The sequence below is a fragment of the Leclercia sp. UBA5958 genome (assembly GCF_002430365.1).
Lineage (GTDB): Bacteria > Pseudomonadota > Gammaproteobacteria > Enterobacterales > Enterobacteriaceae > Enterobacter > Enterobacter pneumoniae.
In genome coordinates this window covers 190,002-204,531 of sequence record NZ_DJCE01000011.1, presented here as the reverse complement: position 1 = coordinate 204,531, position 14,530 = coordinate 190,002, and the positions used below count along the sequence as shown (strand labels likewise).

The 14,530-nt window shown below is 57.4% G+C and carries 15 protein-coding genes; 10 read left to right on the top strand and 5 right to left on the bottom strand.

What is annotated here, in order from left to right; all coding sequences use genetic code 11:
* Nucleotide 1 precedes the first annotated feature (1 nt).
* Entirely contained in the window at nt 2-1,396 is a 1,395-nt protein-coding gene (locus B2Q93_RS16425; RefSeq protein WP_286933785.1) for a glycoside hydrolase family 1 protein, read from the top strand.
* 237 nt (nt 1,397-1,633) lie between these two features.
* A complete protein-coding gene (locus B2Q93_RS16420; protein WP_286933783.1) occupies nt 1,634-2,407 on the top strand; it encodes an SDR family oxidoreductase in 774 nt (257 codons plus the stop codon).
* A gap of 6 nt (nt 2,408-2,413) precedes the next feature.
* Here B2Q93_RS16420 and B2Q93_RS16415 read toward each other — a convergent pair whose 3' ends face one another.
* A complete protein-coding gene (locus B2Q93_RS16415; protein WP_286933782.1) occupies nt 2,414-2,980 on the bottom strand; it encodes a DedA family protein in 567 nt (188 codons plus the stop codon).
* Nucleotides 2,981-3,096: 116 nt separating this feature from the next.
* Here B2Q93_RS16415 and B2Q93_RS16410 point away from each other — a divergent pair, with 116 nt between their 5' ends.
* From B2Q93_RS16410 to pbpG, 3 genes are read left to right on the top strand one after another with little or no spacing between them, the layout of a single operon-like run.
* The gene (locus B2Q93_RS16410; protein ID WP_040074817.1) at nt 3,097-3,684 is read left to right on the top strand and encodes a Yip1 family protein; all 588 of its coding nucleotides are present in this window, start codon (nt 3,097-3,099) and stop codon (nt 3,682-3,684) included.
* Nucleotides 3,685-3,834, top strand: coding sequence for a hypothetical protein (locus tag B2Q93_RS16405; protein ID WP_154298770.1), 150 nt, complete (start codon nt 3,685-3,687; stop codon nt 3,832-3,834).
* A gap of 17 nt (nt 3,835-3,851) precedes the next feature.
* Nucleotides 3,852-4,799: a D-alanyl-D-alanine endopeptidase gene (pbpG, locus tag B2Q93_RS16400; RefSeq protein ID WP_040074818.1), complete on the top strand. Its 948-nt coding sequence runs from the start codon at nt 3,852-3,854 to the stop codon at nt 4,797-4,799.
* Here the strand turns inward: pbpG and B2Q93_RS16395 are convergent, their stop codons facing one another.
* Together B2Q93_RS16395 and dld are read right to left on the bottom strand one after the other, a co-directional pair.
* On the bottom strand, nt 4,800-5,354 hold the full coding sequence (locus B2Q93_RS16395) for a GNAT family N-acetyltransferase (protein ID WP_207292092.1): 555 nt from the start codon (nt 5,352-5,354) through the stop codon (nt 4,800-4,802). It abuts the gene before it with no gap.
* Between the two features lie 110 nt (nt 5,355-5,464).
* Nucleotides 5,465-7,213 carry a D-lactate dehydrogenase gene (gene dld / locus B2Q93_RS16390; RefSeq protein WP_286933781.1) on the bottom strand — a complete coding sequence of 583 codons (1,749 nt, stop codon included), beginning with the start codon at nt 7,211-7,213 and terminating at the stop codon, nt 5,465-5,467.
* 187 nt (nt 7,214-7,400) lie between these two features.
* Here dld and bglX point away from each other — a divergent pair, with 187 nt between their 5' ends.
* The 5 genes from bglX (at nt 7,401) to B2Q93_RS16365 (ending at nt 13,613) form a co-directional block, all read left to right on the top strand.
* Nucleotides 7,401-9,698 carry a beta-glucosidase BglX gene (bglX, locus tag B2Q93_RS16385; protein ID WP_046884753.1) on the top strand — a complete coding sequence of 766 codons (2,298 nt, stop codon included), beginning with the start codon at nt 7,401-7,403 and terminating at the stop codon, nt 9,696-9,698.
* A 144-nt stretch (nt 9,699-9,842) separates the two neighbouring features.
* Nucleotides 9,843-10,760, top strand: coding sequence for a glycine betaine ABC transporter substrate-binding protein OsmF (gene osmF / locus B2Q93_RS16380; RefSeq protein ID WP_046884754.1), 918 nt, complete (start codon nt 9,843-9,845; stop codon nt 10,758-10,760).
* Between the two features lie 22 nt (nt 10,761-10,782).
* On the top strand, nt 10,783-11,949 hold the full coding sequence (locus B2Q93_RS16375) for an ABC transporter permease (protein ID WP_286933779.1): 1,167 nt from the start codon (nt 10,783-10,785) through the stop codon (nt 11,947-11,949).
* A complete protein-coding gene (locus tag B2Q93_RS16370; RefSeq protein ID WP_207292088.1) occupies nt 11,942-12,892 on the top strand; it encodes an ABC transporter ATP-binding protein in 951 nt (316 codons plus the stop codon). Before B2Q93_RS16375 ends, B2Q93_RS16370 begins: the two co-directional genes overlap by 8 nt.
* Nucleotides 12,876-13,613 carry an ABC transporter permease gene (locus B2Q93_RS16365; RefSeq protein WP_040074827.1) on the top strand — a complete coding sequence of 246 codons (738 nt, stop codon included), beginning with the start codon at nt 12,876-12,878 and terminating at the stop codon, nt 13,611-13,613. The genes B2Q93_RS16370 and B2Q93_RS16365 overlap by 17 nt, the downstream gene beginning before the upstream one ends.
* Here B2Q93_RS16365 and B2Q93_RS16360 read toward each other — a convergent pair.
* The gene (locus B2Q93_RS16360) at nt 13,588-13,701 is read right to left on the bottom strand and encodes a protein YohO (RefSeq protein WP_072039489.1); all 114 of its coding nucleotides are present in this window, start codon (nt 13,699-13,701) and stop codon (nt 13,588-13,590) included. The two genes, B2Q93_RS16365 and B2Q93_RS16360, sit on opposite strands and share 26 nt — an antisense overlap.
* A gap of 59 nt (nt 13,702-13,760) precedes the next feature.
* Nucleotides 13,761-14,495 carry an HTH-type transcriptional regulator MlrA gene (gene mlrA, locus B2Q93_RS16355; protein WP_046884757.1) on the bottom strand — a complete coding sequence of 245 codons (735 nt, stop codon included), beginning with the start codon at nt 14,493-14,495 and terminating at the stop codon, nt 13,761-13,763.
* Nucleotides 14,496-14,530 lie beyond the last annotated feature (35 nt).

The window sequence follows — 14,530 nt, the reverse complement described above, 5'->3', positions numbered from 1 at the left end:
TATGAAAACGTTTCCGAATGATTTCTTGTGGGGCGGCGCGGTTGCCGCTAATCAGGTAGAAGGGGCTTATCTGGAGGATGGCAAAGGATTATCCACCTCTGATGTGCAGCCGCAGGGGGTCTTTGGCCCGGTGGTGGAACGGGTTGCGGGCGACAGCGGCATCAAAGACGTGGCGATCGACTTTTATCACCGCTATCCGGAAGATATCAGCCTGTTTGCCGAAATGGGCTTCAACTGCCTGCGCGTCTCTATTGCCTGGACGCGTATCTTCCCGAACGGTGACGAGCAGCAGCCAAACGAAGCCGGGCTGGCCTTTTATGACAAGCTCTTTGACGAGCTGGCCGCTCACGGCATCACGCCGCTGGTGACGCTCTCCCACTACGAAATGCCCTGGGGCCTGGTGAAACAGTACGGCGGCTGGGGCAGTCGTCAGACCATCGGCTTCTTTGAGCGGTACGCGCGCACCGTATTTACACGCTATAAAGAGAAGGTGAAGCTGTGGCTCACGTTCAATGAGATCAACATGTCCCTGCACGCGCCGATGACCGGCGTCGGCCTGCCGGAGAGCAGCAGTAAAGGTGAAGTCTATCAGGCGATCCACCACCAACTGGTGGCCAGCGCACTGGCGGTCAAAGCCTGCCACGAGATCATTGCGGAGGCGAAAATTGGCAATATGCTGCTGGGCGGCCTGGTCTATCCGCTGACCTGCAAACCTGAAGATGTGCTGGAAGCGCTGCAGGAGAACCGCGCCTGGCAGTTCTTCGGTGACGTACAGTGCCGCGGGGCGTATCCGGGCTATATGCTGCGCTTCTTCCGCGAAAACGGCATCCAGTTGGAGATCACCGACGCGGATCGCGAGGCGCTGAAATCAACCGTCGATTTTATCTCTTTCAGCTACTACATGACCGGCTGTGTGACCACCGATGAAGCGCTAAACCAGCAGGCACGCGGCAACATCCTGAGCATGGTCCCCAATCCGCATTTGGCCAGCTCCGAATGGGGCTGGCAGATTGACCCGATTGGCCTGCGTACGCTGCTGAACGTGCTGTGGGATCGCTATCAGAAGCCGCTGTTTATTGTGGAAAATGGACTTGGAGCGAAGGATAAACCGGATGCCGACGGCGTGGTGCAGGATGATTACCGCATCAGTTATCTGAACGATCACCTGGTGCAGGTTCGCGAGGCGATTGACGACGGCGTCGAGATCATGGGGTATACCAGCTGGGGGCCGATTGATCTGGTCAGCGCCTCGAAGGCCGAGCTGTCAAAACGCTATGGCTTTATCTACGTTGACCGTGACGACAAGGGTAACGGCACTCTGGCGCGGAGCCGTAAGAAGAGCTTCCGGTGGTATCAGGAGGTGATTGCCACCAACGGGGCATCGCTAAAAGAGTAACGCAGGAAACATCCCGGCAGGGGTCAGCCTGCCGGGGTATCGCTTAGAAGATCATCTTAAACACACCCGTCACCACCAGTAAGCCAATCAGAAATATAACTAAAATAACCCATAGCAAAATTTTCATTGTCAGTTCCCTCATCTGTGTATTTTCCCTTTAAGTGTAGCAACCATGACAAAAGCGGCCTGATTTTAGTCAGGATCTATACTTACCTCTTTGTCCTTGAGGAGGTGAGTATGACGGCAACACAACGGGTCGCGATTGTGACCGCATCCGATTCCGGCATCGGTAAAACCACGGCACTGATGCTGGCAGAGCGCGGATTTGATATAGGCGTCACCTGGCATTCGGACGAAGAGGGGGCAGCGAAGACCTGCCGGGAGGTAGAAGCCCGTGGCCGCCGCGCGGAGTCCATTCACCTCGATTTAAGCACGCTTCCGGAGGGGGTGAAGGCCATCGAGACGCTGATTGCCCGCTTTGGGCGTCTCGATGTGCTGGTCAATAACGCCGGGGCGATGACCAAAGCCCCGTTCCTCGAGATGAAATTTGAGGAGTGGCGCAGCATCCTCACCGTCGATGTGGACGGGGCCTTTCTCTGTTCGCAGATTGCGGCGCAGCAGATGGTGAAGCAGGGGCAGGGCGGGCGCATTGTGAACATCACGTCAGTGCATGAACATACGCCGTTACCGGAGGCCAGCGCTTACACGGCGGCTAAACACGCCCTCGGCGGGCTAACCAAATCGATGGCGCTGGAGCTCGTCCACCACAATATTTTGGTCAATGCCGTGGCGCCGGGCGCTATTGCCACGCCGATGAACGACATGGATGACAGCGAAGTGAAGCCGGGTTCGATGCCCGAAATCCCGCTGGCGCGGCCTGGGCACACCAAAGAGATCGCCAGTCTGGTCGCCTGGCTATGCGACAGCGACGCCAGTTACACCACCGGCCAGTCGTTTATCGTTGATGGGGGCTTTATGCTGGCCAATCCGCAGTTTAAGCCCCAGTCGTAGCCGGGGTTAATCGCGCTTATTCTCACGGCGCTTTAACCACAGGCGTATCAGCACCACCAGCACTAGCACGCCAATCAGCCATACCCAGTGGCGCAGGTGCTGGTCAAAGCTATGCAGCCACGGGCCTATCACTTCTCCACCCGCGTAACCCAGGGTGGAGAAGATCAGCGCCCAAACAATGGCGCCGAGGATATTCAGCGGCAGGAAGATTTTGGGCGGAAGACGGCTGGCCCCGATGAGCAGCGGGCCGATAATGCGAAAGCCATACATAAAGCGGGTGCCGATGACAAACAGGTAAGGGTGGCGCTGAATCAGTTTTTGCGCCCGCTGGATTTTTTTCTGATGGCGAGAGAAGCGCCGTAACAGCGTCGGGCCAAAGCGGACGCCAAGAAAATAGAGCAGTTGATCGCCGATCATCCCCCCCAGCGCCACGGCAGCTACCACCAGTGGGAATTTCAACAGGCCCTGGTGCGCGGCCACGCCGCCCAGAAGCGTAATGGTTTCCCCTTCTGCCACGCTGCCTATCACTAACGCGGCGTATCCGTATTGTTCTATCAGTGCATTGATATCCATAAGATAAGCGTAGTTCCTCTCTGGCCATAACGGCATTTTTTATGCTGTACACAAAATAATCTGATGCCTGGATTATACTTAAGTATCGCTGTACGGGCCGACAACAAGGGGGCGTTATGAACCATGTCTGGGGACTTTTTTCCCATCCCGACCGTGAAATGCACGTTATCAGAAGTGAAAACGAAACCGTCAGTCATCACTATACCCATCATGTGTTGCTGATGGCGGCGATCCCCGTCATTTGCGCGTTTATTGGCACTACGCAGATTGGCTGGGATTTTGGTGATGGCACAGTTATACAACTCTCCTGGATGACCGGCCTGGCGCTTGCGGTGATCTTTTACGGCATGATGCTGGCCGGTGTGGCGATCATGGGGCGCGTGATTTACTGGATGGCGCGTAACCACCCGCAGCGTCCCTCCCTCACGCTCTGTATGATCTTCGCCGGCTATGTTGCTACTCCGCTGTTTTTAAGCGGCATTGTGGCGATTTACCCACTGGTCTGGCTCTGTGCGCTGGTGGGCACCGTTGCGCTGTTCTATACCGGCTATTTACTGTATGTCGGCATTCCCACCTTCCTCAATATCAATAAAGAGGAGGGGCTCAGTTTCTCCAGCTCGACGCTGGCTATCGGCGTGCTGGTGCTGGAAGCGCTGCTGGCGCTGACTGTTATTCTCTGGGGTTATGGGTATCGCCTGTTCTGAATGCACTGCATTGCTGGCGTAATAGCCAGCAATGCAGCATCTGTTCACGATTATCTTCTGGCGGCCAGGCATCCGGGCGGCTATGATGACGTTTGCCAGCCGGTGATGCCTCACTTCATCGGCGGTGTACGTTATCACGTGCGTGAATAATTATCCGAAGTCTCCCCATGCTGAAATTCCGCGTTTCTATACTGAGCCTTGCCCTGTTGCTGACCGTACCTGTTGCGACACCGGCCCTCGCGAAAACCGCCGCCGTGACGACGGCAGCCCAGCCGGAAATTGCCTCCGGTAGCGCGATGATCGTCGATCTGAATACCAATAAGGTGATCTACGCCAGCCACCCAAATCTGGTGCGCCCGATCGCTTCCATCACCAAATTAATGACCGCGATGGTCGTGCTGGACGCACGACTGCCGCTGGATGAGAAACTGAAAGTCGATATCAGCCAGACGCCTGAAATGAAAGGGATCTACTCCCGCGTGCGCCTGAACAGCGAAATCAGCCGTAAAAATATGCTGTTGCTGGCACTGATGTCCTCGGAAAACCGCGCGGCGGCGAGCCTGGCTCACCACTATCCGGGCGGCTATAACGCCTTTATCAAGGCCATGAACGCTAAGGCGAAAGCGCTGGGTATGACCCATACCCGCTTCGTAGAGCCGACAGGCCTGTCGATCCATAACGTCTCGACCGCGCAGGATCTGACCAAAATGTTGATCGCCAGCAAACAGTATCCGCTGATTGGTCAGTTGAGCACCACCCGAGAAGAGATGGCGACCTTTGCGAACCCGGCTTATACCTTGCCGTTCCGCAATACTAACCATCTGGTCTACCGTGATAACTGGAACATTCAGTTGACCAAAACCGGTTTTACCAACGCGGCAGGCCACTGCCTGGTGATGCGTACGGTGATCAAGGGTAAACCGGTGGCGCTGGTGGTGATGGATGCTTTTGGCAAATACACCCACTTCGCGGATGCCAGCCGTCTGCGTACCTGGATTGAGACGGGGAAAGTGATGCCGGTTCCGGCGGCGGCGCTGAGCTATAAAAAGCAAAAAGCGGCCCAGATGGCTGCGGCGGGCACTCTCGCCGGCGAACAGACCGCCCAGAACGACTAATTACTCCGGCAGCGTCCAGTCACCGTCGTTGAGTGGACGCTGCAAAATCAGGGTATCGCGCCAGTCCCCTTTCTTGTAACCCACGCTCCTGAGCTGTCCGGCCACTTCAAATCCGTGCTTTTTATGCAGGCGCAACGAGCCGGTGTTATTCGGCCCATCGCCGATGATGGCAATCATCTGCCGCCACGGCCCCTGTTCGCTGCGTGCAATCAACGCGCTGAGCAGGGCGCTGCCAAAACCCCGTCCCGGCGTGCTGGCGTCAACGTAGATCGACTCTTCAAGGGTGTAGCGATAGGCGGAGCGGGGACGGTACAGCGTCGCATAGCAGTAGCCCACCAGGATGCCGCGATAGAGGGCAACCAGCCAGGGTAATCCCTCTCCGGTCACGCTCTTGATGCGTTGACGCATCTCTTCTACCGTCGGGGGAACCTCTTCAAACGAGGCCCGCCCATTGAGGACATGCCAGGCGTAAATTGCCGCAATGGCATGCGCATCGTCGGGCAGCACATCGCGTACCACAACTTCCGTTTCGGTTAACATTTCTACAGCCGACATGGTCTGCCCATTCCTCATCAAAAAGCCAGAGAAACGTTTCTCTGGCACAGTGATGCTACTTTAGTCCTGCTGCATGTCGCTTAACAAATGCTTCTGCGACCCTTTCTGGTCTATTTCGTCGTTTGCAAAGTATCACCCGCTGGATTAGCCCCTTCAGCCCAGTTTTTGTGCTTAGTGGTTTTACCAATGCCGGGGTTCATACTGTTGGTGGGGTCATTTGCGCGATAAAACTGCTTTAATGCTTCCGGCGCTTCGTAGAGGTGGCCGACATTATGCTCCGCAGGATATTGCGCCCCGCGCGCCTGCAATAGCGCCAGCATTTGCTCCTTCAACGCATGGGCATCCACCCCTTTTTTGACGATATAGTCCTGGTGGAAGACATAACACATAAAGTGGCCGTAATAGAGCTTATGCACCAGTTGGCTGTCGATCTCCGGCGGCAGCTGTTCAAACCACTCGGTATCATTGCGGCGCAGGGCGATATCCAGTGCAAGGATATCTTCAACTTCATCGGCATGAACCGCCTGATAACGGATAGCCGCGCCGGCGGCGGCAAAACGGTGCAAGAACGCTTTGCTGCCTTCTTCGGGGGTACAGGCGAAGAAATCCCCGTCGGCGGTTTTGAAATATTCGCTTAACCAGCTTTGCGCTTCGGCAATACCGTCGCCCGCCATCTTCAGTAGCAGGTGATGCTCGTACTTATCGCGCCAGCTCTTCATACGTGGGGGGAGGTGTGCCGGGAAGGCGTTGCCCAGTTTCTGCATAAACCGGTCGGTAAAGTGCGGTTTAAAGAGCGAGACTTTATCCAGCATCGCATCGGTACGCCCCTTCATAGTAAAGAAGAAGGGCATCTTGTCGGTACCGAGTTTGTCGATCATCAGGAACGTATCTTTGCCGTAACGCTCAGCAATATCGTAAATGTCCCGGTGCATATACTCACCCGCCACCGGCAGATGAGAGAACTCGCCAAGGATATGACGGCGAAGGGTGGTCAGGACCTCCGGCTGGTTGGTGCCAATATAGAACACCTGCTGATTTTTCTCGGCTTCAAAGGTGTCCAGGCGCACGGCAAAGACCGCCAGTTTGCCCGCACAGCCGGAGGATTCAAACAGTCGATCCGGGTCAGCGTTATACCGTGCCGGCGTATCGGCATCAATCTCGCGCACGCGGCTGATGTAGTCATGATCGTGCGCGTGGCGCCCGTCGTGAAGCACATCCTCATCTTTAACCCGATCGTCATCCAGCTTGCTAAGGATCTGCTCTGGCGTAACGCCCAGTTCAATACCGAGATGGTTCACCAGTTGAAGCTTGCCGTTTTCATCGATGCGCGCAAAGAGCGACATCTCGGTATATGCAGGACCGCGCTGCACCAGTGATCCACCGGAGTTATTGCAGATACCACCGACTACCGACGCCCCAATGCAGGAGGAGCCAATCACCGAGTGCGGCTCGCGTCCCAGCGGCTTAAGCGCTTTTTCCAGTGAGTAGAGGGTGGTGCCCGGATAGGCCAGAACCTGTTCGCCGTTGTCCAGCAGGTGCAGCTTATCCAGTCGCAGGGTACTGATGATCACGATATCGCGGTCGTAGTCGTTACCGTTGGGGGTAGAACCTTCGGTCAGGCCGGTATTGGCTGCCTGCATCAGGATGATTTTATCGGCCTCAACGCAGAGGCTGAGCACGCGCCATAGTTCCAGCAAGGTTCCCGGGAATACCACCGCGAGCGCATCGCCCTGGCCGGAACGGAACCCTTTACGATAGCGGGCGGTCTTCGCCGCGTCGGTCAACAGGTGGGATGCGCCCACCAGTCGTGACAATTCATTGATAAATGCGTTGTTATCGTGCGTGTTGACGGAAGACATTTCCACTCCTTGTGATGAAGCAAACTCGTGCTCTACAGCATAGCGCGATTAATCTTTAGACGAACCTCTATTCACCAGAAAAATCAGAGAATAAACCCTGCAAGCGGCGCAGGGTTTATGGCACACTGCGTTTTTCGCACGGTCTGGCCGCGATTATCCGGCGGTTATTGATGAGAGAGTAAACGACATGAAATGGCTATGTTCTGTAGGTGTCGCTGTAAGTCTGGCACTGCAACCCGCGCTGGCTGATGAGCTGTTTGGCAATCATCCCCTGACGCCGGAAGCGCGTGACGCCTTTGTTACCGACCTGCTCAAGAAGATGACGGTCGATGAGAAAATTGGTCAGTTACGTCTTATCAGCGTCGGCCCGGATAACCCGAAAGAGGCCATCCGTGAGATGATCAAAGAGAGTCAGGTTGGGGCGATTTTCAATACCGTCACCCGCCAGGACATCCGCAAAATGCAGGACCAGGTGATGGAGTTGAGTCGCCTGAAGATCCCATTGTTCTTTGCCTATGACGTGCTGCACGGCCAGCGTACCGTCTTCCCGATTAGCCTGGGTCTGGCCTCCTCATTTAACCTCGATGCGGTGAAAACCGTGGGGCGCGTCTCGGCGTATGAAGCAGCCGACGACGGCCTGAATATGACCTGGGCGCCAATGGTCGATGTCTCTCGCGATCCGCGCTGGGGCCGCGCCTCGGAAGGCTTCGGGGAAGATACCTACCTTACCGCCACCCTGGGCAAAACCATGGTGGAAGCGATGCAGGGCAAAAGCCCGGCGGATCGCTATTCGGTGATGACCAGCGTAAAGCACTTCGCAGCCTACGGCGCCGTTGAGGGTGGTAAAGAGTACAACACCGTCGACATGAGCCCGCAGCGTCTGTTTAACGACTATATGCCGCCCTACAAAGCGGGGCTGGACGCGGGCAGCGGCGCGGTAATGGTCGCCCTGAACTCCCTGAACGGGACCCCGGCGACCTCGGATGCCTGGCTGCTGAAAGAGGTTCTGCGTGACGAGTGGGGCTTCAAGGGCATCACCGTTTCCGATCACGGGGCCATTAAGGAGCTGATCAAGCACGGCACCGCCTCCGATCCTGAAGATGCTGTGCGCGTCGCCCTGAAGTCCGGCATTAACATGAGCATGAGCGACGAGTATTACAGCAAATACCTGCCGGGGCTGGTCAAATCGGGCAAGGTCACCATGGCGGAGCTGGACGACGCGACCCGTCATGTTCTGAATGTGAAATATGACATGGGGCTGTTTAACGATCCGTACAGCCACCTGGGGCCGAAAGAGTCTGATCCGGTAGACACGAACGCCGAAAGCCGCCTGCACCGCAAAGAAGCCCGTGAAGTCGCCCGCGAAAGTCTGGTGCTGCTGAAAAACCGTCTCAATACGCTGCCGCTCGCCAAATCGGGCACCGTGGCGGTGATCGGGCCGCTGGCCGACAGCAAGCGCGACGTGATGGGGAGCTGGTCGGCAGCCGGGGTGGCGGACCAGTCGGTCACCGTGCTGACGGGTATCAAAAATGCGCTGGGCGACAACGCCACCGTGAAGTATGCCAAAGGTGCCAACGTGACTAACGATCAGGGCATCGTCACCTTCCTCAATCAGTATGAAGAGGCGGTGAAGGTCGATCCGCGTTCGCCAAAAGAGATGATCGACGAAGCGGTGAATACCGCGAAGCAGTCTGACGTCATCGTTGCCGTTGTGGGTGAAGCGCAGGGCATGGCCCATGAGGCCTCCAGCCGGACTGACATCACCCTGCCGCAAAGTCAGCGTGACCTGATTACCGCGCTGAAAGCCACCGGCAAACCGCTGGTGCTGGTGCTAATGAATGGCCGTCCGCTGGCGCTAGTAAAAGAGGATCAGCAGGCGGATGCCATTCTGGAAACCTGGTTCGCCGGCACCGAGGGCGGGAACGCCATTGCCGATGTGCTGTTTGGCGATTACAACCCGTCCGGTAAGCTGCCGATGTCCTTCCCGCGTTCGGTTGGACAGATCCCGGTTTACTACAGCCACCTCAACACCGGCCGCCCGTACAACGCCGATAAGCCAAACAAATACACCTCGCGCTACTTCGACGAAGCCAATGGCCCGCTCTATCCCTTTGGCTATGGGCTGAGCTACACCACGTTTAGCGTCTCTGAGGTGAAAATGTCTTCCCCGTCGATGGCCCGTGACGGCAAGGTCACCGCCAGCGTGCAGGTAACCAACAGCGGTAAGCGTGAAGGTGCGACCGTGCTGCAGATGTACATTCAGGACGTTACCGCCTCAACCAGCCGCCCGGTTAAACAACTGCGTGGGTTTGAGAAGATCAGCCTGAAGCCGGGCGAGACCAAAACCGTTAACTTCCCGATCGATATCGAGGCGCTTAAGTTCTGGAATCAGCGCATGAAGTACGATGCTGAACCGGGCAAATTCAACGTCTTTATTGGCCAGGACTCTGCGCGGGTAAACAAAGGCGAGTTCGAACTGCTGTAACCCTTCCTCCAGACATCCCCTGCCGTGCGGGGGATGTCTCTCACGCGATGCAAATAACGCAATTTGGCGGTTAATTTCGCCATTTTAAACTACGCTTTTCACTCAAGCCTCTGAAAAGGGCGATAAAAAAATGAGGAATGAGGTATGACGATTTCGAAGGGGATTTTAGGCTCAGCGGCACTTTTGGCGGCGTTGAGTTTACCGCTGCAGGCCGCGGAGCCTGTGAAAGTGGGCTCTAAAATTGATACTGAGGGGGCGCTGCTCGGCAATATCATTTTGCAGGTGCTCGAAAGTCACGGCGTAAAAACAGTCAATAAAGTTCAGCTTGGCACCACCCCGGTGGTGCGCGGTGCCATCACGTCCGGCGAGCTGGATATCTACCCGGAATATACTGGCAACGGGGCGTTTTTCTTCAAAGATGAAAACGATGCCGCATGGAAGAATGCCAGCCAGGGCTACGAAAAAGTTAAAAAACTCGACGCCGAACAGAACAAGCTGGTGTGGTTAACCCCGGCCCCGGCCAATAACACCTGGACCATCGCGGTGCGCAAAGACGTGGCGGAAAAGGGCAAGCTGACGACGCTTGAGGATCTTAGCCGCTATCTGAAAGAGAAAGGCGAATTCAAACTGGCCGCGTCGGCAGAATTTATCGAACGTGCGGATGCGTTACCCGCGTTTGAAAAAACTTACGGCTTCAAGCTCGACCAGAGCCAGCTATTGTCACTGGCCGGTGGCGATACGGCTGTGACCATTAAAGCGGCGGCGCAGCAAACTTCCGGAGTGAACGCGGCAATGGCCTACGGCACCGACGGCCCGGTCGCGGCGCTGGGTCTACAGACCCTTACCGATCCGAAGGGGGTTCAGCCTATTTATGCACCTGCACCCGTGGTGCGGGAAGCGGTGCTGAAGGCCTATCCGCAGCTCGGCGAATGGCTGAAGCCCGTCTTTGAAAGCCTGGATGAGAAAACCTTACAGCAGCTGAATGCCAGCATTGCGGTAGAGGGGCTGGATGCCAAAAAAGTGGCGGCAGATTATCTTAAGTCGAAAGGGCTGGTGAAATAGCCCACCGCAACAGGACTTTGCTGTGCCGATAACCTGTCATAACCGCGTGCTGTTGCTGCTGGCCATTCTGGCTGTGGCGGCAGCCGCGCTGCCTTTCGTCAATTTCGCCCCAAACCGGCTGGTTTCCGGAGAGGGGCGTGCGCTCTGGCAAATCTGGTCTTTTTCCCCCTGTTCCCCCTGGCTGCTTCTGGCGCCGCTCTGCCTGCTGGCGGGGCTATCGCTGGCGCGTGGCCGACTGGCGCTGATGCTGACGCTACTGGTATGCGAGCTGCTGTTTATTGTGCTTTTCTGGAGCGCAGGGCAGGCGGCCACGCACCTGGTAACGGCAGAAAGTCCGCTGGCTCGTACGTCGGTAGGCAGCGGTCTGTGGCTCTGGCTGGCCTTGTGCTTGCTGGCCTGCAGCGATGCTATTCGTCGTCTCTCGACTCAGCCCGTCTGGCGCTGGCTGCTGCATGCGCAAATCTGGATCCTGCCGTTAGCCCTGCTCTTTAGCGGTGAGCTGAATAGCTTATCGTTGCTAAAGGAGTACGCCAATCGGCAGGAGGTGTTTGATAACGCGCTGGCGCAGCATCTAACACTATTGCTGGGCACTCTCGCCCCGGCGCTGGTCATTGGCGTGCCGCTGGGGATGTGGTGTTATCGCCATCCCACCCGCCAGGGGCCGGTGTTTGCGGTGTTGAATGTTATCCAGACTATCCCTTCCGTGGCCCTGTTTGGCCTGCTGATCGCGCCGCTGGCCGGGCTGACCAAAGCCTTTCCGTGGCTTTCGACGCTGGGTATCGCCGGGACAGGGCTAACCCCGGCGCTGATTGCCCTGGTGCTCTACGCCTTGCTGCCGCTGGCGCGCGGGATGGTGGCGGGGTTAAGCCATGTGCCTGCCGACGTACTGGAAAGTGCTGATGCGATGGGCATGAACGCCCGTCAGCGCTTCTGGCAGATCCAGCTTCCCCTTGCGCTACCGGTGCTGCTACGCGCATTACGGGTGGTAGCGGTGCAGACGGTCGGGATGGCGGTGATTGCCGCGCTGATTGGAGCCGGCGGGTTAGGTGCACTGGTGTTCCAGGGGCTGCTGAGTAGTGCCCTCGACCTTGTGCTGTTGGGTGTGGTGCCGGTTATTGCGCTGGCAGTCGTCATTGACGCTCTCTTCGCCCTGTGGATAGCGCTACTGAAAGGGAGTCGCGATGATTGAATTCCAGGATGTAAATAAAGTATTCGCCGGTCAGCCGGCGGTCAGCGACCTGAACCTCACCTGTGAGGAGGGGGCGTTTTCAGTGCTGATTGGCACCTCCGGATCGGGGAAGTCCACCACCCTGAAAATGATCAATCGGCTGGTGGAACATGACAGCGGCCGCATCTGCTTCGCCGGGCAAGAGATCCGCAGCCTGCCGGTGCTGGAGCTGCGTCGGCGTATGGGGTACGCCATTCAATCCATCGGGCTGTTCCCCCACTGGACGGTCGCGCGCAATATTGCCACCGTGCCGCAGTTGCAAAAGTGGTCGAAACAACAGATCGACGACCGCGTCGATGAGCTGATGGCGCTGCTGGGTCTGGATCCCTCCCTGCGGGAACGCTATCCGCATCAGCTTTCTGGCGGGCAGCAGCAGCGCGTAGGGGTTGCCCGGGCGCTGGCTGCTAACCCAGAAGTGCTATTAATGGATGAACCCTTCGGGGCGCTGGATCCGGTCACACGCAGCGCATTGCAGCTGGAGATGACCCGTATTCACCGCATTCTGGGGCGCACCATTGTTCTGGTGACCCACGATATTGACGAGGCCCTGAGGCTGGCGGACAGACTGGTGTTGATGGATAACGGCAGAGTCGTGCAGCAAGGCTCGCCGCTGGAGCTGTTAACACAGCCCGCCACCCCCTTTGTACGCGAGTTCTTTGGCCACAGCGAGCTGGGGGTGCGGTTGCTCTCCCTGCGAACGGTGGGTGAGTCGATGCGTCGGGAGATGACCCCTGAGGCGGGTGAGCCTTTACACGACAGCATGAGCCTGCGCGATGCCCTGTCGGCGTTTGTCACCGGCCGCTGCGAGCGGTTGCCGGTCGTCAACGCCCAGGGTCAGCCTTGCGGCACGCTGCATTTTCGCGATCTGCTGAACGGGGAGGCCGCGCATGAAGTGGATGCGTGACCCGCTGCTGTGGCTGGTGCTGCTCTTCGTGGCGCTGCTGCTGCTCATGCCCCATAGTGCGCCCCTTTTCAGCGCTCTGTTTCCTGAACTGCCTCGTCCGGTTTATCAGCAAGAGAGCTTTCTGAGCCTGACGCTGGCGCACTTCTGGCTGGTGGGGATATCGAGCCTGATTGCGGTGGCGATTGGCGTGGGGGCAGGCATTGCGGTGACGCGCCCGGCAGGGGCGGAGTTTCGCCCATTAATTGAAACGCTGGCTGCTATCGGGCAGACGTTCCCGCCGGTGGCGGTACTGGCCATTGCGGTGCCCGTGATGGGATTTGGGCAACAGCCGGCGATTATCGCCCTGATTCTCTACGGCGTGTTGCCGATTTTACAGGCGACGCTGGCAGGGCTCGCGGCAGTGCCCGCCTCGGCCATCAGCGTAGCGGAAGGGATGGGGATGAGCGGCTGGCAGCGACTGCGCAGTATTGAGCTGCCGCTGGCGGCGCCGGTGATGCTGGCCGGTATCCGCACCTCGGTGATCATCAATATTGGTACGGCGGCTATCGCGTCGACGGTGGGGGCGAACACACTGGGAACGCCGATTATTATCGGCTTAAGCGGATTCAATACGGCTTATATCATTCAGGGGGCGACTCTGGTGGCGCTGGCGGCCATTGTGGTAGACCGCGCCTTTGAACGGCTGGCAGGCTGGATCAGCCGACACCGCCGCGAACAATAAAGGAATAGCCAGCCAGCATCACACCGCCAATACCGCTTACGGCCATCAGTGCGAACAGGGTGATTACCGCCACTTTGGTTGCTTTCATCTTGTGCTCCTTTTGTTAACAGAGCGATTATACGGCGAAGCACGGCTGTTAATGAACCATTAATTGCCATTAAGGGAGAAGACCGGATATCCGTGCTCTTGCCACTGGGTTAGTTGCTGCTGCTGTGCTTCGGTGGGGGACTCACCGCACCACACCAGCAGCGTCTGGCCGTCGAACAGCTCCGGGCGCAACTGGCCGAGCGAATGGGCCAGCACATCGACGCGCCACCCCTGCTGGGCGGCGATCCAGGCTTCCAGCCACAGACGGGTCGTATCATGCACGTTCCAGCCAATGACGAGCGCGTCTTTGCTGTTTTTCTTACGCGCCGTCGCCAGACAGATGCAGATGTAATTAATCAGCACGCCATCCAGGGCACTCAGTAACGCCTGAAGGGTTGGTTGTTGGGATTGCAGACGTCGGCGAAGGGGGATGAAAAGGTGGGCAATTAACGTCTGTGCGGGATAGTCACTGCCCCGTTCCTTAAGCCAGAGACGCAGGCGGTTGAGATGGCCAGACTGCAAATAGCGTAGCAACACTTCCTGCTGTTCGCGCCAGATGTCCTGTTCAGTATTATTCTGCTCGCTCAGCAGAGTTTTCACCTTGCTGACCTGCACGCCGTTATCAATCCAGCCTTTAATTTCGCGGATCCGATCGATATCCGCATCGTTAAACAGCCGATGCCCGCCGTCGGTTCGCTGCGGTTTCAGTAATCCGTAGCGACGCTGCCAGGCCCGTAACGTAACGGGATTGATGTCACAAAGAAGTGCCACTTCCCCTATCGTGTAAAGCGCCATCTGAGCCCCCTGGCTTGCGCATTCCCAGCTTAACT